Source organism: Leisingera sp. S2M4, assembly GCF_055398055.1.
This window is the reverse complement of sequence record NZ_AP040863.1, coordinates 25,083-42,983: the sequence shown is the minus strand read 5'-3', so window position 1 is coordinate 42,983 and position 17,901 is coordinate 25,083. Positions and strand designations below refer to the sequence as shown.

16 protein-coding genes and 2 pseudogenes are annotated in these 17,901 nt (G+C 59.0%); 7 read left to right on the top strand and 11 right to left on the bottom strand.

The features are described 5' to 3' along the window. Positions 1-98: 98 nt before the first annotated feature. The 3 genes from ACZ52D_RS19155 to ACZ52D_RS19145 are packed head-to-tail and all read left to right on the top strand — an operon-like array spanning position 99 to position 2,983. Complete coding sequence (locus ACZ52D_RS19155; RefSeq protein WP_464443695.1) at positions 99-767, top strand: TRAP transporter small permease; 669 nt, start codon at positions 99-101, stop codon at positions 765-767. Positions 768-780: 13 nt separating this feature from the next. After that, a complete protein-coding gene (locus ACZ52D_RS19150) occupies positions 781-2,142 on the top strand; it encodes a TRAP transporter large permease (RefSeq protein ID WP_464443694.1) in 1,362 nt (453 codons plus the stop codon). Positions 2,143-2,176: 34 nt separating this feature from the next. Continuing rightward, complete coding sequence (locus tag ACZ52D_RS19145; RefSeq protein WP_464443693.1) at positions 2,177-2,983, top strand: IclR family transcriptional regulator; 807 nt, start codon at positions 2,177-2,179, stop codon at positions 2,981-2,983. Positions 2,984-3,103: 120 nt separating this feature from the next. On the opposite strand, the pseudogene ACZ52D_RS19140 reads toward ACZ52D_RS19145, so the two are convergent. Beyond that, positions 3,104-3,247, bottom strand: a pseudogene (locus ACZ52D_RS19140) (integrase); the annotation flags it as partial. Positions 3,248-3,376: 129 nt separating this feature from the next. Here ACZ52D_RS19140 and istA point away from each other — a divergent pair. Beyond that, a pseudogene (gene istA / locus ACZ52D_RS19135) lies at positions 3,377-4,981 on the top strand (IS21 family transposase). Beyond that, positions 4,911-5,639 (top strand): IS21-like element helper ATPase IstB, encoded by a 729-nt coding sequence (gene istB, locus ACZ52D_RS19130; RefSeq protein ID WP_464443692.1) that lies wholly within the window; start codon positions 4,911-4,913, stop codon positions 5,637-5,639. The pseudogene istA and the gene istB overlap by 71 nt, the downstream one beginning before the upstream one ends. A gap of 215 nt (positions 5,640-5,854) precedes the next feature. Here the strand turns inward: istB and ACZ52D_RS19125 are convergent, their stop codons facing one another. The 3 genes from ACZ52D_RS19125 to ACZ52D_RS19115 all read right to left on the bottom strand — a co-directional run bounded on the left by ACZ52D_RS19125 (position 5,855) and on the right by ACZ52D_RS19115 (position 8,999). Further along, positions 5,855-7,825, bottom strand: coding sequence for a pyridoxamine 5'-phosphate oxidase family protein (locus ACZ52D_RS19125; RefSeq protein WP_464443691.1), 1,971 nt, complete (start codon positions 7,823-7,825; stop codon positions 5,855-5,857). Positions 7,826-7,887: 62 nt separating this feature from the next. Continuing rightward, positions 7,888-8,379: a nuclear transport factor 2 family protein gene (locus ACZ52D_RS19120; protein ID WP_464443754.1), complete on the bottom strand. Its 492-nt coding sequence runs from the start codon at positions 8,377-8,379 to the stop codon at positions 7,888-7,890. Next, positions 8,376-8,999: a glutathione S-transferase family protein gene (locus tag ACZ52D_RS19115; protein WP_464443690.1), complete on the bottom strand. Its 624-nt coding sequence runs from the start codon at positions 8,997-8,999 to the stop codon at positions 8,376-8,378. The genes ACZ52D_RS19120 and ACZ52D_RS19115 overlap by 4 nt, the downstream gene beginning before the upstream one ends. Positions 9,000-9,106: 107 nt before the next feature. Here ACZ52D_RS19115 and ACZ52D_RS19110 point away from each other — a divergent pair, with 107 nt between their 5' ends. Continuing rightward, entirely contained in the window at positions 9,107-10,006 is a 900-nt protein-coding gene (locus ACZ52D_RS19110; RefSeq protein ID WP_464443689.1) for a LysR family transcriptional regulator, read from the top strand. 683 nt (positions 10,007-10,689) lie between these two features. On the opposite strand, the gene ACZ52D_RS19105 is transcribed toward ACZ52D_RS19110, so the two are convergent. From ACZ52D_RS19105 to ACZ52D_RS19075, 7 genes are all read right to left on the bottom strand, one after another. Beyond that, positions 10,690-11,742: an ornithine cyclodeaminase gene (locus tag ACZ52D_RS19105; protein WP_464443753.1), complete on the bottom strand. Its 1,053-nt coding sequence runs from the start codon at positions 11,740-11,742 to the stop codon at positions 10,690-10,692. After that, a complete protein-coding gene (locus ACZ52D_RS19100; RefSeq protein ID WP_464443688.1) occupies positions 11,739-12,641 on the bottom strand; it encodes a DMT family transporter in 903 nt (300 codons plus the stop codon). The genes ACZ52D_RS19105 and ACZ52D_RS19100 overlap by 4 nt, the downstream gene beginning before the upstream one ends. Positions 12,642-12,663: 22 nt before the next feature. After that, positions 12,664-13,293 (bottom strand): cysteine hydrolase family protein, encoded by a 630-nt coding sequence (locus ACZ52D_RS19095; RefSeq protein ID WP_464443752.1) that lies wholly within the window; start codon positions 13,291-13,293, stop codon positions 12,664-12,666. Positions 13,294-13,364: 71 nt separating this feature from the next. After that, a complete protein-coding gene (locus ACZ52D_RS19090) occupies positions 13,365-14,150 on the bottom strand; it encodes an ABC transporter permease (protein WP_464443687.1) in 786 nt (261 codons plus the stop codon). Positions 14,151-14,154: 4 nt separating this feature from the next. Next, entirely contained in the window at positions 14,155-14,838 is a 684-nt protein-coding gene (locus ACZ52D_RS19085; RefSeq protein ID WP_464443751.1) for an ABC transporter permease, read from the bottom strand. A 90-nt stretch (positions 14,839-14,928) separates the two neighbouring features. After that, on the bottom strand, positions 14,929-15,699 hold the full coding sequence (locus tag ACZ52D_RS19080) for a transporter substrate-binding domain-containing protein (RefSeq protein ID WP_464443686.1): 771 nt from the start codon (positions 15,697-15,699) through the stop codon (positions 14,929-14,931). A 47-nt stretch (positions 15,700-15,746) separates the two neighbouring features. After that, positions 15,747-16,541 (bottom strand): ABC transporter ATP-binding protein, encoded by a 795-nt coding sequence (locus tag ACZ52D_RS19075; RefSeq protein WP_464443685.1) that lies wholly within the window; start codon positions 16,539-16,541, stop codon positions 15,747-15,749. A 113-nt stretch (positions 16,542-16,654) separates the two neighbouring features. Here ACZ52D_RS19075 and ACZ52D_RS19070 point away from each other — a divergent pair, with 113 nt between their 5' ends. Beyond that, complete coding sequence (locus ACZ52D_RS19070; protein WP_464443684.1) at positions 16,655-17,563, top strand: LysR family transcriptional regulator; 909 nt, start codon at positions 16,655-16,657, stop codon at positions 17,561-17,563. The last annotated feature ends 338 nt before the right edge of the window (positions 17,564-17,901 follow it).

Below are 17,901 nucleotides of genomic sequence, written 5' to 3'. Positions count from 1 at the left end.
ACTTTGCCGTCGCGACGCCCGGTTGCCTACCGGGCGTCGCGACCTTTACCCATAAAGCAAAAAACGAACGCCCAAGCCTGTCCCGAGGAGGAGACGGAATGTCTACTATTGTGAGCGATATCGCCGATATTTTCAGCGCTGTCCTGTCCAACGATGCCTGGATGATCAGCGAAGCCCTGAAGACACAGGCCGCGTGGGTCCTGGGCGGGGTTGTCACCCTACTGGGAGGCGCGTTGTTCCTTGTCGTCTATCACTTCGCGCCTTGGATCGAACGCAAGTTCGAAGCCACGGTCATGGTGTCCACCTACTTGTTGATCGGCGCCATCATTTTTGTCGAAGTATTCCGCCGCTTTGTTTTGAATGTCCAGGCCCCGTGGTCAACCACGCTGCCACCGTTCATGTTCCTGATCATGACCTGGGCCGGCTGTGCCTATAACGTGAAGCTTCGGACCCACTTGGCCTTTGCCGAGTTTCGCAGCAATATGCCGCGTGGGTTGCAGTTCCTGTGCTTGACGCTGGATGCGGTGCTGTGGATCGGGTTTTCCTGGATTATCATAGTGACCTCGACACAGGTGGCCGCCAACTCTGCCTCCAACTTCCAGATCCTGCTGGGCACCGACAACGTGCTACAATGGTGGTTCCTGGTCTCCGTCCCACTTAGCTTCCTCCTGATCGCAGCGCGGGCGATGGAGAACTGGCTGGAAGACTTCGGAAACTTCCGCAAAGGCGGCGATTTGATTGCGCCCGTCGCCATCGGCGCGAACTGAGGAAGTAAATTATATGACTGACGGATCCTGGACCATTCTCGTCTCAATAGCGGTCACCTTCCTGTTCATGCTGGGGGTGCCTGTCTTCCTGGTCATCGGCTACTGGGTGATCGGCATGAGCCTTGTGCTCGGCTTGCCACTGATAAACACCGGCGCGGCGCTGGCGGATGTGTTCACCGATGGCTTCGCCTTGCTGGCGATGCCGCTCTTCATCCTGACCGGCGACCTTATCAATCGATCAGGCATCGCCCGGAGGCTGTCAGATTTCGCCTACGCCTGTCTGGGCTGGCTGCGCGGCGGGCTGGCGATGGCCTCGCTGGGAGCGTGCGGTCTGTTTGCCGCGATCTCCGGCTCGAATTCGGCCACCACAGCGACCATCGGTTCCATGCTGCACCCCGAGATGGTCAAGGGGGGCTATGACGAACGCTTTTCGGCGGCTACCGCGGCGGCAGGCGGCACAGTGGGCATAATCATCCCGCCTTCAATCATCTTCATCGTTTACGGCTTCCTCATGAACCTGCCGATCTCTGAGCTCTTCGTCGCCGGCATCATCCCCGGCGCCATGATGGTCGGCGGCATGATGCTGGTGGCCTTCCTCATCTGCACGAGGAACGGCTGGGGCCACCTGATCCGGCTGGAGCTGGCCCGGGTGGTGAAAACCGGTATCGGCGCATGGCTGGGCTTCTTTGCCATCGGCCTGGTGCTCTGGGGCATCTATACAGGCAAGTTCTCGCCCACCGAAGCCGCGGGCGTGACCGTGGGCTTTTGCATCATCGTCGGTTTTCTCAGCCTCCCGGTCCACGCCATGATGGGCCGCCCCTCAGAGGACCGAGAATTCCGTGAACGCAGCATCTCCGAATACCTAGTGGTGCAGGGCTTTGGCCCGTTAGAACTGCCTTCGATCACCATGCGCTCCGCCCAGATTACCGGCATCCTAGCGCCGCTGATCGCAGTGTCTGTGGTGATGCAACAGATACTCTCTGTGCTCGGTGCCCAAGACATCATCGGCGATTTCGTGCGCGGCATGGGCGGCTACTACGCGGTACTGTTCACCTCGATGGCCATCGTCTTTGTTGCCGGGATGGTGCTGGAAAGCCTGCCGGTGACCATAATCCTCGCTCCGATCCTTGCGCCCATCGCGCATTCGGTGGGGGTCGAGCCGGTGCAATTCGGAGTGATCTTCCTTGTCGGGGCCTCCATCGGCTTCATCACGCCGCCCTACGGTCTCAACCTCTATGTCGCGTCGGGCGTGACCGGCGTACCGTATTTCCGACTGCTGCGCTATACGGTGCCCTACTTGTTTGCGTTGTTGTCGGTCTGGATCATCGTAGCACTCGTGCCTGGTCTCTCGACATTCCTGATCCCGGGCAGGTAAACGTGGCATGACGATTCGGTAACAAGGCACATCCATGACAGACGACAGGGGAAAAGACGGCGCGATACCGACGAACCTGCGGCTGCTGCTTGTCCTTGAGGAAATGGCGGAGGCCGGGGTGCCTGTAACCCCGACCGAGGTGAACCAGAGCCTCGGCCTACCCAAGCCCACGATCCACCGGCTGTTCACCACGCTGGAGAACGAGGGCTTCATCCAACGCGAGATCGACGGCCGGGGCTATTCCCCCGGCCGTCGCATGCGCCGCATGTCCACCGGCATCCTGTCATCGCTGCGTATCCGGACCGCGCGGGTTGCCATCCTTGCCAAGCTGGCCGAAGATATCGGCGAAACCAGCAACATCGCGATCGCCGACCGTGATGCGATGGTCTATCTCGATCGGGTCGAAACAAAATGGCCGCTGCGCATCCAGCTTCCCGTCGGCACCCGTGTGCCGTTCTATTGCACCGCCAGCGGCAAGATGTACCTCAGCAGCCTCGACCGACGCCACCTGCGCAACTACGCGCTGGCAACACAACTGGACGCACGCACACCGACCACGATCACTGATCCCGACGCATTGATTGAGGAAGCACTTGAGGCCCGCGAACGGGGTTATTCCACTGACAACGCAGAATTCATGGAAGACATGATCGCCGTGGCCGTCCCAATCCTTGACGGCAACGGGCGGTTGGTGTCCACCCTGTCCTTCCATGCACCGGCGCAGCGCCTGTCCATGAGCGACGCTATCGCCCATGTCGATCGTCTCAAAGACGCGGCGCTACGGCTGTCAGGCCTGCTGTCAGAGGGCGATGCACCCGCGCTCACTCCCGATGCCGGATGAAAACGCGGACCGAGTTGCGCAAGGAGCAGACGGCGAGCAAGCGGGCAGCATATCCTGGCGAGGCGATCATTGCCGCAGTTTAACGGCGAGGATAGACCGTCCGTGAAGACGCCCATGCCTTTAGATTTCGCTAGCTTCGGCAATGGCCAGAGCAACTTCAAGCTCAGCACCTAGGTATCTGACGGTGCCGTTCATCTTGGTGTGGCCCAACAGCAGCTGGATTGCTCGAAGGTTACCCGTCTTCTTGTAGATTTGGTTTACCTTAGGTTCTGGATACATTGTGTGAACAAGCATGCAATTTTGACCCCGTAGCGGGGAAATAGGCGTCCCAAAATGCCCCCCTTACACTGATGTGAATCATGCCCCCGAGGTTATCGGGGAGCACAGATTGGGATGCTGGTCGTGGAGACGATAGCAAAGATCCGGCGGGCGTATTTTCAGGACAGGAAGCCGATCAAGCAAATCTGCCGGGAACTGCGGGTATCGCGGAATACGGTGCGAAAGGTGATCCGATCTGGTGTGACGGAAGCAACCTACAACCGCCGCGTTCAGCCTCTGCCAAAGATCGGGCCATGGAAAGACAAGCTCGAAGAAATGTTGGCGGCGAATGCGAGGAAGCCAAAGCCCGAGCGGTTAACCTGCATCCGGATATTCGAAGAACTGAGAGCCCTTGGATATGACGGCGGCTATGATGCTGTCCCGCGTTACGCGGCCGCGTGGTCCAAGGAAGAACAAGAGGCCTCCGCGGCGACCTATGTCCCGCTGATCTTCGATCCGGGCGAGGTCTACCAATTCGATTGGAGCCACGAGATTGTGGTGATCGACGGCGCGACCACCACTGTGAAGGTGGCGCATGTCCGGCTTTGCCACAGCCGCATGCTGTTTGTCCGGGCTTATCCGCGCGAGACGCAAAAGATGGTTTTCGATGCCCATGACAAGGCCTTCGCCTTCTTCGGCGGAGCCTGCACGCGCGGGATCTACGACAGCGTTCATTGATCCGCCATTGATCCGAGGACAATGGACGCGAAGACGGCGGTAGACACGATCTTCGTGGGCCGCGACCGGTCCTACAATCGGCGCTTCCAGCACATGTGCGGACACTATCTTATCGATCCCGTTGCCTGCACACCGGCGTCTGGCTGGGAGAAAGGGCAGGTCGAGAACCAGGTCGGCGTTGCCCCGCGTCGCTTCTTCGTGCTCAGGCCCAAGTTTAAGAGCTACGCCGAACTAAACGCCTGGCTCGAGGACCGCTGCGTTGCTTGGGCCAAATCTCATCCGCATCAGGAGCTTCGAGACCGCACGATCTGGGAGGTCTTCGAGGGCGAGCGGGCGAGTCTGGTGCCATGTGTCGGCCCCTTTGATGGATTCCACGCTGTTCCGGCGTCAGTCTCGAAGACCTGTCTCGTCCGGTTCGACAAGAACCGCTGTTCGGTGGATGGCCGCGCCGTCGGCCGGCCAATCGAGATCCGCGCCTATGCCGAACGGGTCGAGTTCTGGCAGGACGGCAAGATCGTAGGGCGGCATGATCGAGCCTTCGGGCGCGACAAGACCATCTACGATCCGCTGCACTACATCCCGGTGCTGGCCCACAAGCCTGGCGCCCTCAAGAATGGGGCTCCCTTCAAGGACTGGGAGCTGCCATCAGCGATCAGGCGCATTCAGCGCAAACTGGGCAAGGTGCCCAATGGCGACCGACAGATGGTCCAGATCCTGAGCATGATCCCCACCGATGGGCTGGATGCAGTGGATGCTGCCTGTGCCGAAGCGCTGAACGAAAGGCTTCCCGCGGCCTCGGTCGTCATCAACATTCTGGCCCGGCATCGTGAGCCGCCGCCGCCGCTGACCATCGATACGCCCGACGCGCTGCGACTGACCTGTGAGCCTGTGGCCGACTGCAAACGCTAGGACAGCCTAAGGAGACACATCCATGGAAAGATCACAGGTGCTGGACGCGATGAGCCAGCTGAAGCTCTACGGCATGAAGGCCGCCTACGATGAGACCATCGCCACGTCGGTGAAGCTTCAGCACGAACCGCAACAAATCATCGGCGATCTGCTAAACGCCGAGATCAGTGAGAAGCAGGCGCGCTCGATCAAATACCAGATGACGATTGCCAAGCTGCCCCTGGCGAAAGAAGTCGATGAGTCCAACTTCGAAGGCACGCCGGTCAACGAGGCGCTGGTCCGTGATCTGGCGACCGGAGAGTTTCTGGCGCAGCAACGCAATGTCGTGCTGATCGGCGGCACAGGGACCGGTAAGTCCCACCTGGCCGTCAGCATCGCCCGGGCGTGCATCCGCCGCGGCAGACGGGGGCGCTTCTTCAACGTCGTGGACCTGGTGAACAAACTCGATACGGAAGCCCGCACCGACCGACAGGGACGCACGGCAGATCTGCTGTGCGGCCTCGACTTCCTGATCCTCGACGAGCTTGGCTATCTCCCCTTCGCACAAACCGGTGGTCAGCTAATGTTCCATCTCATCAGTCGCCTCTACGAGCGCACAACGATCATTGTGACGACCAACTTCGACTTCGGCGAATGGCACTCGGTCTTCGGCGACGCCAAAATGACCACTGCACTGCTCGAACGCCTTACCCACCATTGCGACATCGTCGAAACAGGCAACAAGAGCTGGCACTTCAAAATCCGAGAATAGTCGAGCCGACGCTGGCCCGATACGGCTTCGCTGTGTGGAGGCTGCGCCGCATCGGGCCAGCTAACCGCACGTCAAACAGGGGGTCAATTTTGGATGCCTACAGGGGGTCAAAGTTCCGTGCCGATTGACAGAAGGTTTCACGAGCCAAGACGTCGAAGTTCGTGCTTCTGCGATTGTGGAGGCCTATGACAGGGTGGCGACCTGAGAGAACGATATCAAAAGGCAAACGCCTCGCGATGTCGGCGGCTTTCCTCAATGCCCAATTGGGTCAGCATGGCCTCGACTCCGTTCATTAGGCCATCGGGTCCGCACAAATACACCTCCCGTTCGTTCAGGTCTGAGACGGTTGATATGTCACCCATATCCATGCGTCGCTCCTCGATTTTCAGCACGTTGTCGGAGAGCGTTTCACGCAGACCGTCCCGCGCGGTAGATGCAGCGAATGCAGGTCCGCCCACGCTCTGAAACGCAGATATGCGAAACGCCACGTGATCGGGCCGCGCGCCCTGAGGAAGGCCGAAGTGTTTCAAGACATTGATATCGTCATCACGTCCGGCAAACAGAAGCACGATGTCGGTCGACATCTGATCCGGATGTGCTTTTGCAACTTGAAGTATACCGTCCCACATCGACATAAAAGGTGTAATGCCAACGCCACCTGCGATCCAAAGCATCTTTGGCGGGACAGCTGGGGCCGTGCCGTCAGGGCCTTCTTCGAAACAGGTGAACCCTGCGCCGGTTCCCTTGAAGGCGACGAGCAGATTGTTGGCGACAAGCGCACCGGCATTGTCGTGCAGGACATTTGACAATAAACCGCCCGGTTTGCGTTTCACGGTTACGCTGACCTTGTCGGTTGACCGGAACACGTTCGTATTCGGGTCAAACTTGGGCGCGCTGGAAAGCGTCCATGTCCGGACGAAATCCTCGTTCACCAGCTGGGGATTGGCCTCGTTCATGTGGCTGTAGCCGCGATTCAGCAGGCCTGAGAAATCAAAGACACCAAAGCCCCCGGGTAAGGGCGCATTGGTGGGTGAAGAAAGCTTGAAGTTGAATGTCTTGATGCTGCCGGAAAGAGTTTGCGTTGAAACGAACGCTGCAGAGAGCGCGGACTTGCCATCGGCTAATGGGGCGTGCCCCCTCTGTTCCAGTTCTTGCCGCAACAGCCTGACGGGCGGATTATAGGGCGAGAGCTGCTCCTCGGAGGTCAGTTTCAGGTTCAGCCCTTCTTTGACCAGAACTGCCCCCGTCACCTTGATACGCGTCAGTAGATTGGAGCGTGGCATCAGGATCTCGGCTTCATTGTCGAGCAGGTTTTCAGCCTCGCCAGTGATGTAAAGCACATCGCCTGTAGCAAAATCGGGGAACACGAGCCCGACCTGCGGGTCTGTCTCGATATTGCCCAAAGACTGATAGAAGCGATTGCCGGAATAATCCGGCAAAACCAGATAGGTCGTGATCTGCTCGCCATCTTGTTGTTCGTAGATGCGGGTAAAGCCCGGCGCGCCGCCACGATGGTTTACGCCCATGTCGGTTTGAACGCCCGAGGCATCACCCTGCGTGATGTGCTTGGTGGCGAGAAAGACGGAGCTTGCACGCTCAACCACGGTTTTGGCGTCCCCAGGCAGGGCGGATGTGATCCTATCAAAGCTGTCAAACGACAGTTCGGCCCTGCGTTGTATGTGCGCCAACCTGCGCACAGTAATGTATTTCGGGCAATTCCCAAGGTGCTGATCAGAGTGAAGCCGAAGGCGGACCTTGCCCGTCTCTTCAATGCGGGCCTCGCTGATGGAACCCGCGATCTTGTTGCGCCGACGATTGCTGAAATCAATGCCAACCCCCGCAAATAGACGCTTTTCACCGCTAGTCGCGGGCGCTTGCTGCAATGCCCGTGCGAACGGATCAAACGGGTTGGTCTCTGCCAAGACATCCGTTGTGTTGCCTTCCGACACCGTGGTGCCGAGCGATGGATCACCCTCCGACGCCGTCACCAAAAGACTGACCCAAGGCCGCCCCCGCTGGTCGAGCGTTGCCAAAGGAAGGTAGGGCAGGCCCGCGAAGAAATCCGCATGCTGCTGCGGCATGTCATGGCTGATGTAATGCGGAATTCCATCCGAAAGCTCTTGGGGCGTATTGCGCCGTTTCTGCAGCAGCAACTCCCCCTTATGCGATCTGTGAACTTGCGTCATGAACTGACCTTTCCGCGGTTATTGTTGGAGTCGGGGGCGATATGATGCCCCCGACGACTGGATCAGAGGCCTAAGTCGCTCAGGCCTGGGTGGTCGTCCGGGCGACGCCCCTGCGGCCAGCGGAACTTGCGATCCGCCTCTGCGATCGGGTGTTCGTTGATATTGGCGTAGCGGCGTTCCATGTACCCGTTTTCGTCAAACTCCCAGTTTTCATTCCCATAGGCGCCGAACCAGTTGCCGCTATGATCGTGGTACTCATAGGCGTAACGCACCGCGATGCGATTGCCGTTGTGGGCCCACAACTCTTTGATCAACCGATAGACCAGTTCTTTGGCCCATTTGCAGGTCAGAAAATACTCGATTTGGGCGCGGCCCTGTGGGAACTCCGCCCGTTTGCGCCACTTGCTGTCAGGGGTATAGGCCAGTGCGACCTTGGCGGGGTCACGGCCGTTCCATCCGTCTTCGGCAAGGCGCACCTTTTCGATGGCCGCTTGCTTGGTGAAAGGCGGCAGTGGATGGCGGGGGCGTCGACTGTCATTTCGCTCCCTCCTTATTCGGCCAACAGACCGACTGCGGTCGTTGGCATCGCCTCGAATCCGGGCAAGGCTTCGAAACGGGCAAGCCAAGCACGCACGTCTGGATAGGGATCCAAAGAGACGTTCCCCTCCGGCGCATGCGCGGTATAGGAATAGGCCGCGACGTCGGCGATTGTCGGGCGGTCCCCAACAAGCCAGTCGCGCCCTTCAAGCCCCTGTTCCAGTTTCTGCATTGCCTTTGCAGCGGTTTCGGCCGCGAACTCCGCATCCAGTGGCGCACCAAACACGGTGATCAAACGCGCGGCACAGGACCCAAAGGCAATTTCACCCGCCGCAAGCGTAAGCCAGCGCTGAACCTCTGCCTCGCCTATTGGCGTGTCGGGAATCCAGTCGGGCGCGTAAGCCCGCGCAAGATAGACAAGGATCGCATTGGAATCCGGCACAACCACATCGCCATCTTCCAGAACCGGGACCTGCCCATTCGGGTTCATGGCCAGAAATTCGGGCGACTTATGCGCGCCAGCGGCCAGATCAACAGGCACGGCCTCATGGGCGATCCCGGCAAGTTTGGCAAAGACCAAGGCACGATGTGCGTGCCCTGATTTGGCGAAATGGTGAATGCGAACGGCGTTTGGCATTGGTGTCTCCAGTCATTTTGAGCGCCTTGGGGAGAGATAGCTGCTACATGGGATTGCGATAATCGCCTATTTTGGTGCAAGTTTGGGCCCTGAAAGGGCGCAATAACATGGACAAGATAGATCGCATGCGCGCATTCGCGTTGGTCGCCAAGCACGCGTCATTCACCGTCGCGGCGCAGCGGATGGGGCGCTCTTCGCGTTTGGTCAGCAAATACGTGGCCGATTTGGAAAATGCTCTCGGTGTGCAACTGCTCAACCGTACAACGCGCAGCGTGGCATTGACGGATGCGGGCGCGACATACTTAGCCCTTTGCGAGCCGCTCCTCGACGGGTTTGATGAGCTTGAGGAACGCGTCAGGAATGAACAGATGTCTTTGCGCGGCGTGATCCACATCTCTGCGCCGACGGGGTTCGGCACATTACGGCTGGCGTCCTCGCTCGCACGATTTGCCGCGAAACACCCGAATGTGGAACTTGATCTGCAATTCTCGGACCGAAAGGTCTCTATCGTCGAAGAGGGGATCGACCTTGCGATCCGGATCGGGCCCATGCGCGACAGCTCACTCAAAATGCGGCAACTTGGGCGCATGCCTTTGGTCGTCTGCGCATCACCCGCCTATCTAGAGCGCGCAGGAACGCCCACCCATCCCCGCACATTAGCCACCCACGAGTGTATTCTTGATGGCAATATGACCGAGCCCTCCGTCTGGAGATTTGACATCGACGGCCAAGAAGCAGCAGTTCAGGTAAATGGGCGCTTTCGCATGAGCGCACCGGCAGGATCCGCCCGCATCGCCGCAGCGGGCGCGGCAATCGCGCGATGCCCGGCCTACACAGTCGCGGATGCCCTGAAATCCGGTGAGCTGGTCGAACTATTCGCCGAGTACCGTGTTACGCCGTATGTTGTAGCCGCGCTCTTTCCCCAAAACCGGCACCTCACGACACGCGTACGCCGACTCATCGATCACCTCGCGGCGGATCGGATGTTGTGTCCTTATGGCGTATGAAGCCGCCATTTTTTGTCAGCTTGCAGCCGCATCCAAATCGCCAGACGTACGAAAGCCGCGCGAAACGTTTTCGAATGGTGGATGCTGATCGACTCGGCCTAACTAGAAAGGCGGGCTGTGTTTGTGAGCTTTTAGATGACCGCTTCGGTCAGAGGCCGCTATCAATGTCCGGTTTTCTTGATGCATCCGAATGCCTATACTTAAGCACGTGCCAAAGTTCTTGTGTTGCGAGCGCATGCGGTGACTATGGCAGACTTCAGGTATGGGCTCTATGCTGCCTTGGGGCGGTGCAGCACCAAGCGGCCCGCCGCGATAGCGTTCCTGGCTAACCGTGATCGGCTCGAGGCAGCCCAAACAAGACATTCGTTTAGCACCGCGGGACGAGAAGCCCCCAGCAGGTCGGGCGGATTTTGAAAGTTCGCCGCAGGAGCGAACGCACCCCGAACACACCTCAGAAACGGACACTCCGGCAGGTCCACTCCGCTGGTTCCGGGGTGATCGACATTGGAGCGGGAAGCTGTCGATCTTTGCAATGGGGAGAGGCAAAGCGCCCCACAGGCGCCACCCCATGCGACCGCAGGTAGACTTCGACGAAGTCTACCTGCGCGAGGCGACTTTCGCTGCTGACGGTAGCGAAGGTTACAAGACGATCGAGGATCCGGCGTGAACTGAGGTCAAAGGGGTCATCCTTTCGCTCTGGTTAGCATGCCGTACAGGTCGCGGGGATCATCCGGGTCGGCCAGAAGGTCCAGATCAGCGTAGAACGCGGTGCCTTGAATTGCGCGATGGACATAGCGCAGAGCGCTGAAATCCTCGATCGCAAAGCCCACACTGTCAAACAGCGTGATTTGGCGCGCGTTCTTGCGGCCCTCCTGCTGGCCGGTGATCACCTGCCACAGCTCGGTGGTAGGGTGGCCCTGCTCCAACTGCTGGATCTCGCCTTCGATCCAGGTCTGCGGCGGGTATTCTACGAAGATTTCCGAACGCAGCAGGATGTCGCGGTGCAGCTCTGTCTTTCCTGGGCAGTCACCGCCGATAGCGTTGATGTGGACACCGGGGCCGACCATGTTGTCGGTAAGGATCGTGGCATACTGCTTGTCGGCGGTGCAGGTGGTGATGATTTCTGCACCTTCCATTGCCTCTTCACTGCTCTTGCAGGCAACCACGGTGAGGCCGCTGCCCGCGAGGTTGCCGACAGCCTTTTCGGTGGCGACCGGGTCGATATCGTAAAGCCGCACGGTGTTAATGCCGCAAACGGCCTTAAAGGCGAGGCACTGGAACTCCGCTTGCGCGCCGTTGCCGATCATCGCCATACATTTCGCGCCCTCGGCGGCCAGGTGTTTCGCCGCCATGGCTGAGGTCGCCGCAGTGCGCAGCGCGGTGAGCAGCGTCATTTCGGTCAGCAATTTCGGATAGCCAGTGTCGACATCCGCCAGAAGGCCGAATGCGGTGACGGTTTGCAGCCCCTCCTTGGTGTTCTTGGGGTGGCCGTTCACGTATTTGAACCCGTACATCTCGCCGTCTGATGTGGGCATCAACTCGATGACACCGACGGGCGAATGGGAGGCCACGCGCGGGGTCTTGTCGAAGCTCTCCCAGCGTTTGAAATCGCTCTCGATCTCGGCAGCCAGTTCTTGCAGCAGCCGTTCGATGCCAATGTGGTGAACAAGACCCATCATGTGTTCAACAGAGACAAACGGCACCATGGCAAGATTTGAAGGAAGCGGGGGCATCAGGCATCTCTTTTCTGAAGGAGGGACATGGCCAGGCCTGAGGCGATGATCACTGCAATCCCGGCCCAAGCGAGGTTGGTGGCCGCCACACCCCAGAGCAGAAAGCCCCAGAGGCAGGCGAAGATGAGGAAGGAGTATTCGAAGACCGATACAAAAGTCGGCGTGCCGATCCGGTAAGCCTGCGCGATGAGCGAGACGGCCATCACGGCCCCGGCGGCCTGGAACAGGGTTAGCCATAGAAAGCGCGTGCTGGGCGTGACCCAGGCGCGGGTCAGGAAGGGCCCGGTGGTGTCGGAATCGGGCATCAGGCTGACGACGGCCAGCATGACAATGCCTGCTGCGCCGATAAAAAGGAAGATCCCCATTGCCAGTGCCGGGGCGCTTTCGGTTGCGCATATGTGGCGGGTGAGCAGCATGCCAAGTCCATAGAATAGCCCCGAGGCGAGCGGCATCAGCGCAGCAGGGGTCAGCGCCGCGAAGTCTGGCTGAAGCAGCATAAGCGCACCGCCGAAACCTGTCAGAATCGCCAGCAGCTGCAGACCGCTCAGCCGCGTGCCGAACAGGAGCACTGACAGTAGCAGAACCCAGATCGGCGCGCTGAACAGTCCCGCACCGGCCTGGGCAACCGGCAGTGTGCCAAGGGCGGCAAAGTAAATCAGCAATCCAATGGAGACGGCCGCGCTGCGCAGCGATAGCCTCGGCAGGCTCACCACCCGCAGCGGCTGGCTCAGCAGATGCGCACCGATCATTAGCATGGGCACTGCAAAGAGAGTGCGGAACAGCTGGAACTGCCAGAGCCCCGCCTCTTGAGCGACCTCAATGACGAAGTTGTCGATGAAGCTGAGGATGGCAGAGGCGGTCATCGCCAGTCCTGCGGCTGCGATGTTGCTGTTGGTCTGCATTTTCGTCGTCCTTGCCCTGGGGTCAGCCGCCAGCTTGATCCATGGCGCACAGAACCTCATCAATGGAACGGACCGCACCGTGCTGGAGGTATTCCATCGCCTTCAGAGAAGCGTTGTGAGCTTCGATACTGGATCCTGCCACGCAATCTTCCACCACACGGCAGAAGTAGTCGCCTTGGTGACCGTCCACGAAAGTGTAATGCACGCAGACGTCCGTCAGACCGCCGGTCAGGATCAGGGTTTCGGTTTTCAGACCGCGCAGCAGGATTTCAAGGTCGGTTCCGTAGAAGGCCGAGTAACGCCGCTTGGAGATGCGATAGTCGTCGGGGCGCATTCCCAATTCCTCTTCCGCAAAATCCGTGAGCGGATTGCTGTCAAGGCAATGCACCGTCTCGTCCCCGTCCAGCTCGCGGCCGAAATCTATCAGATTGGCGCGGTGGATCTCCTGAATGAAGATAATGGGGATGTCCTTTTCTCGCGCCTTGTCGATCACCGCCTTGGTGCGCGCCATTCGCTCCGCATAGTCAGGCATATGAGCGATGGAGCGTTCTTCGTCGGGGATCGGAGCGAAGGTTGATTTCTGGATATCAATGACGATCACTGCGGCGCGGCCTTCGATCAGCTCGCGTTTCTTTGGAGTAGCATTAGTCATCGGGGTACCTTTCGACAGTCGATTTTTTTGGGGTGCGCCAGCGCGAAAGGGCTTGGCTAAAGAAGAGAAATTCAAGCGGTGGCTTCGGCCTGGTTTGAGGGGTTGGCCTCACGCGGACGCAAGTGGCGCAGGTAGCGTTTCTCAGCCATGCGGAAGGCAAGGGAGATCAGGAAGACGATGCCCATGTAGAAGACCATCGCCGTGATGAAGCCCTCGTAAGCTAGGTAGTAGCGCCCGTTCAGCCAGCGTCCGACGCCTAGAAGGTCCTGAAGGGTTACGGTGCTGGCAATTACCGATCCGTGCAGAGTGAAGATTACTTCGTTGGAATAGGCGGGCAGCGCCCGGCGGAATGCACTCGGCAGCACCACCAGCCGCATCCGGGTGAAGGAGGACATGCCGCAAGCCTTGGAGGCTTCAATCTCGCCCTCAGGGGTGGTTTCAATCGCACCTTTCAGGAACTCTGTCGTATAAGCGGCGGTGTTCAGTGTGAAAGCTATCAGCACGCACCACCATGGATCGCTCAGGACCGGTCCCCAAAGGAACGAGTTGCGTACTACCTCGAACTGGCCAAGGCCAAAGTAGAAAAGATATGTCTGCACCAGCAGGGGCGTGCCGCGGAAAGCGTAGGTATAGCCCCAGATCGCCTGGCTCCACCCCGGCTTGCGGTAGGCGCGCGCAATGGCCATGGGAATTGCCAGGAGGCCGCCCAGGAACAGCGCCAGGAATGTCAGCTGCAGGGTGACCAGCGCGCCCTCGAAGAATTTACCGAGGTTGTCACAGATCAGCAGGAAATCCAGCGGCGCGCGGTTCTCGCTGATGTGGCGGAGGTACTCAAGGAAAGTGCGTTCGGTTTCCATATCGTCAGGCCCTTTTCACGCCAGTGCTGTAGCGACGGTCGACCCAGCGCAGCAGAAGATCGGAGATGCCGGTGATCACCAGGTAGATGACCAGCACCGCAATCATGAAAGTGAACAGCTTGTGTGTGGAACGGCCCGCAGCAAAGGCGTTCCAGACCAGATCGTGCAGCCCGATCACCGACACCAGTGCGGTGGATTTGATTAGCACCAGCCAGTTGTTGGTGAAGCTCGGCAGAGCATAGCGTACCATCTGCGGCCAGGTTACCAGCCGGAAGATCTGGCGCGGGCTCATGCCCACCGACATCGCCGCTTCGATCTGCCCGCGCGGGATAGCAAGGATCGCGCCGCGGAAGGTTTCGGCCATATAGGCGCCGAAGATGAAGCCCAATGTCAGTACACCCGCAATGAACTGATTGACGTCCACATAACCCCAGAGGCCGGTAATGCGTCCGATATCGTTCAGCATCACCTGGCCACCGTAGAAAATCAGCATCATCAGCACCAAGTCCGGCACGCTGCGCACGAAGGTGGTGTAAGTATTGCCGGCCCGGCGGATGCCGCGGGACTGAGACAGCTTGGCAAAGGCGCCTGCAAGTCCGCAGATCACCGACAAGACCAGCGACAGAATTGCAAGCGAGACGGTGACGCCGGCGCCTTCCAGAAGTATCTGCCGGTATTCGTAAATCAGCTGCATGTGCCTCTGTCCCTTGCGGTGTTAGTGGGAAATTGAAAGGGCGGCGGTGACGCGGGCTCCGCCGCCAAGGCGCACCTTGCGGGGTCAGTTCCCGTAGATGTCGACGGGGAAGTACTTGTCGTTGATGCTCTTGTAGGTGCCGTCTGCGCGGATTTCCTTGATTGCTGCACTTAGCTCAGCTGCCAGCGGGTCACCCTTGCGCACAGCGATACCAACGCCTTCACCCAAGCAGGCTGGATCATCCAGATCTTCGCCGTAGAAAGAGAAACCTTCACCCTGCGGAGTGTTCAAGAACCCATCAAGTGCGCCAAGAGTGTTGCTCAGCTGAAGATCTAAACGCCCGGCAGTAAGGTCCGCGAAAACGTCTTCCTGCGTGTTGTAGAGCCTGATGTCAGCCTCAGGAAAATGTTTTTCGACATAGCACTGCAGGGTCGTGCCGCGCAGAACGCCGATCTTCACGTCTTTTGTGCCTTCGGCGGTCATTTCGAATTCGGCTCCGTCCTTTGCAACAAAGCGCGACAGGTTGTCGTAGTATTTCTCGGAAAAGCTGACCCTCTTCTTGCGGTCCTCGGTGATCGACATTGAGGCGACGATGGCGTCGTATTTGTTGGCGATCAGCGCCGGGATCATGCCATCCCATTCCTGCTCAACCAGCACGCATTCGCGCTCCAGCTGTTCGCAAAGCGCATAGGCTATGTCGATATCGAAGCCGGAGAGAGTTCCGTCGGCTTCTTTCTTGGAGAAAGGTGCGTAGGCGCCTTCGACGCCGACGCGCAGAGCCTCGGCTATAGCAGTGCTGCCCATCAGGGTCATGGCTGCCGCAGTAGCGGCAAGGATGGTTTTCTTGAAAGTCATGCGGATGGTTCCCTGTTGCTTGTTGTGAATTCGCATCTCCGGCGCAGTCAATTCCGGGTATTTGAGAGGAAGTCTCTGAACCGCTCCGTATTCGGGTTGCTGAACATCTGGGAGGGGTGGCCCTGCTCCTCGATCAGGCCTTGGTGCAGAAAGATGACCTTTTTGGACACATCCCGGGCAAAGGCCATCTCATGCGTCACCACGACCATGGTGCGCCCCTCTTCCGCCAGCGAGCGGATCACCTTTAGGACCTCGCCTACCAACTCCGGGTCCAATGCGGAGGTCGGCTCGTCGAAGAGCATCACCTCAGGCTCCATCGCCAGGGCGCGGGCGATTGCCGCACGCTGCCGTTGGCCGCCAGAGATATGTGAGGGATAGTAGTCGCGCCGTTCATACATGCCGACGCGTTCAAGCATGGCTTCAGCCTTTTCGGTGGCTTCGGCACGGGATTGTTTCAGAACGTGGAGCGGAGCCGCGATGACGTTTTCCAGTATCGTCATGTGCGACCACAGGTTGAAAGATTGGAAGACCATGGCCAGGCGCGACCTGATGCGCTCTACCTGTTTGGCGTCCGTCGGCTTGAACACACCGTGCCGGTCGGTGCTCATTCTGATGTCCTCGCCATGCACGGTGATCGTGCCGGCATTGGGCGTTTCCAAAAGGTTGATGCAGCGCAGGAAAGTGCTCTTGCCCGACCCGGATGAGCCCAGCATAGAAATCACATCGCCCTCGCGCGCCTCGAGCGAGACACCTTTCAGAACTTCCAGCGCACCGTAGGACTTGTGGAGATCCGCCACCCGAAGCGATAGGCCGGTATTCAGTTTTGCTTGCTGATCGGCCATGCGGCCCTCCGTTTTCCTCTGTGTGCCTTGCGTTCCAAAACGGTAGCGGCGGGTGGCAAATTCGAAAAACGGGTAAATCTTGCCCTCAGCGTCGCTTTTTCATACGGTGAGTTATGCTTGGTTCACTCCGCCATTTGAACGCTCTGCGCGCCTTTGAGGCCGCCGCCCGCCACAGCAGTTTTGCTAAAGCTGCCGCGGAACTGAACGTGAGCCACAGCGTAATCAGTCAGCATATCAAAACCTTGGAACAATGGTTGAGCACGGCCTTGTTCCGCCGACTCGGCAACCGCGTAGAATTGAGCGAGGACGGCCGTGCCTTGCTGCCGCAGGTTTCCAACGGTTTTCAGATCCTGAACGACGCCTGCGACGGAATGCTTCGCATGACACGGAGCGGCACGCTGGTAGTCAGTGCGGAACCGGCGTTGGCCTCATTGTGGTTACGCAAGCGGATCACTGAATTCTGCGAAGAGTATCCCAAGATCGACATTGATCTGCGCCCCGCTTGGCAGCCCCCTCAGCTGGGTAAAGGCCATGCGGATGTGGTTATCCATTTCGAGACGCGGCAATCGGCTGGCGAGAAGCAACAGCTAAGGTTGTTTCCCATCATCGGCTTTCCAGCTTGCACTCCCGAACTGTACAACCGGTTGCTGGCTGACGGGCCTTGTAACTGGAACAGTGTGCCGCTGGTCCACGACAATGGCAGGGAGATCTGGCACAAGTGGTTTTCCGCGCATGAGCCGTCATCCCTGTGCTGGCAGGAAGGGCGGGTCTACTCTGACTTATCACTCGCAATTGAGGCGGCTGTAGACGGTGAAGGAGTAGTTCTCGCGGATGAAGTTTTATGCGCCAAGGCCTTACAGTCCGGAGCGCTGGTAAAGCTCGATCCGCGGCAAATCGAATGCGTATGGTATACGGTTGCTTTACCAAACAGCACACGCGCGGGAACGGCAGCTGACAGCTTCGTGTCATGGCTCAGAAGCAGTGCTCCTGTGGTCGATACACAGATGTGGGAAAACCTTTAGGCCCAAAGTCGCCATAGACGAGCAAGTCAGCGGCCCCCAACGGCGCGCCCATCCGTGAGTTGCCAAGCTCGCACTTACGGCGAATGACCGTTTCGGTGAAGCTGCAGTGCGGAGTCTGAGAGTTTGGCGAAAGTCCGGTATGGGCCGAGAGCAGACCTCCAGGGCTGCACAGTTGACCAGGACGATGCTGCGCCCCGCTCGAAGGTCGGAGGAGCGCAGTTAGTGGCGTTTACAAAGTCTTGGTTTCGACGAACTGGGCGGCGGTCCCACGCTGCAAGAGCACCGAAAGAAGCCGCCGGTCGCCGCACCTGCAGCTGTCCGATAACTTCTATGGTCCG

What these genes read in the sequence shown, in the direction of transcription:
- ACZ52D_RS19075 (WP_464443685.1), bottom strand. Translation starts at nt 16,541, where the DNA reads ATGGCCGATCAGCAAGCAAAACTGAATACCGGCCTATCGCTTCGGGTG.
- ACZ52D_RS19090 (WP_464443687.1), bottom strand. Translation starts at nt 14,150, where the DNA reads ATGGAAACCGAACGCACTTTCCTTGAGTACCTCCGCCACATCAGCGAG.
- ACZ52D_RS19100 (WP_464443688.1), bottom strand. Translation starts at nt 12,641, where the DNA reads ATGCAGACCAACAGCAACATCGCAGCCGCAGGACTGGCGATGACCGCC.
- ACZ52D_RS19115 (WP_464443690.1), bottom strand. Translation starts at nt 8,999, where the DNA reads ATGCCAAACGCCGTTCGCATTCACCATTTCGCCAAATCAGGGCACGCA.
- ACZ52D_RS19070 (WP_464443684.1), top strand. Translation starts at nt 16,655, where the DNA reads ATGCTTGGTTCACTCCGCCATTTGAACGCTCTGCGCGCCTTTGAGGCC.
- ACZ52D_RS19080 (WP_464443686.1), bottom strand. Translation starts at nt 15,699, where the DNA reads ATGACTTTCAAGAAAACCATCCTTGCCGCTACTGCGGCAGCCATGACC.
- ACZ52D_RS19155 (WP_464443695.1), top strand. Translation starts at nt 99, where the DNA reads ATGTCTACTATTGTGAGCGATATCGCCGATATTTTCAGCGCTGTCCTG.
- ACZ52D_RS19110 (WP_464443689.1), top strand. Translation starts at nt 9,107, where the DNA reads ATGGACAAGATAGATCGCATGCGCGCATTCGCGTTGGTCGCCAAGCAC.
- ACZ52D_RS19150 (WP_464443694.1), top strand. Translation starts at nt 781, where the DNA reads ATGACTGACGGATCCTGGACCATTCTCGTCTCAATAGCGGTCACCTTC.
- ACZ52D_RS19125 (WP_464443691.1), bottom strand. Translation starts at nt 7,825, where the DNA reads ATGACGCAAGTTCACAGATCGCATAAGGGGGAGTTGCTGCTGCAGAAA.
- ACZ52D_RS19095 (WP_464443752.1), bottom strand. Translation starts at nt 13,293, where the DNA reads ATGACTAATGCTACTCCAAAGAAACGCGAGCTGATCGAAGGCCGCGCC.
- ACZ52D_RS19145 (WP_464443693.1), top strand. Translation starts at nt 2,177, where the DNA reads ATGACAGACGACAGGGGAAAAGACGGCGCGATACCGACGAACCTGCGG.
- istB (WP_464443692.1), top strand. Translation starts at nt 4,911, where the DNA reads ATGGAAAGATCACAGGTGCTGGACGCGATGAGCCAGCTGAAGCTCTAC.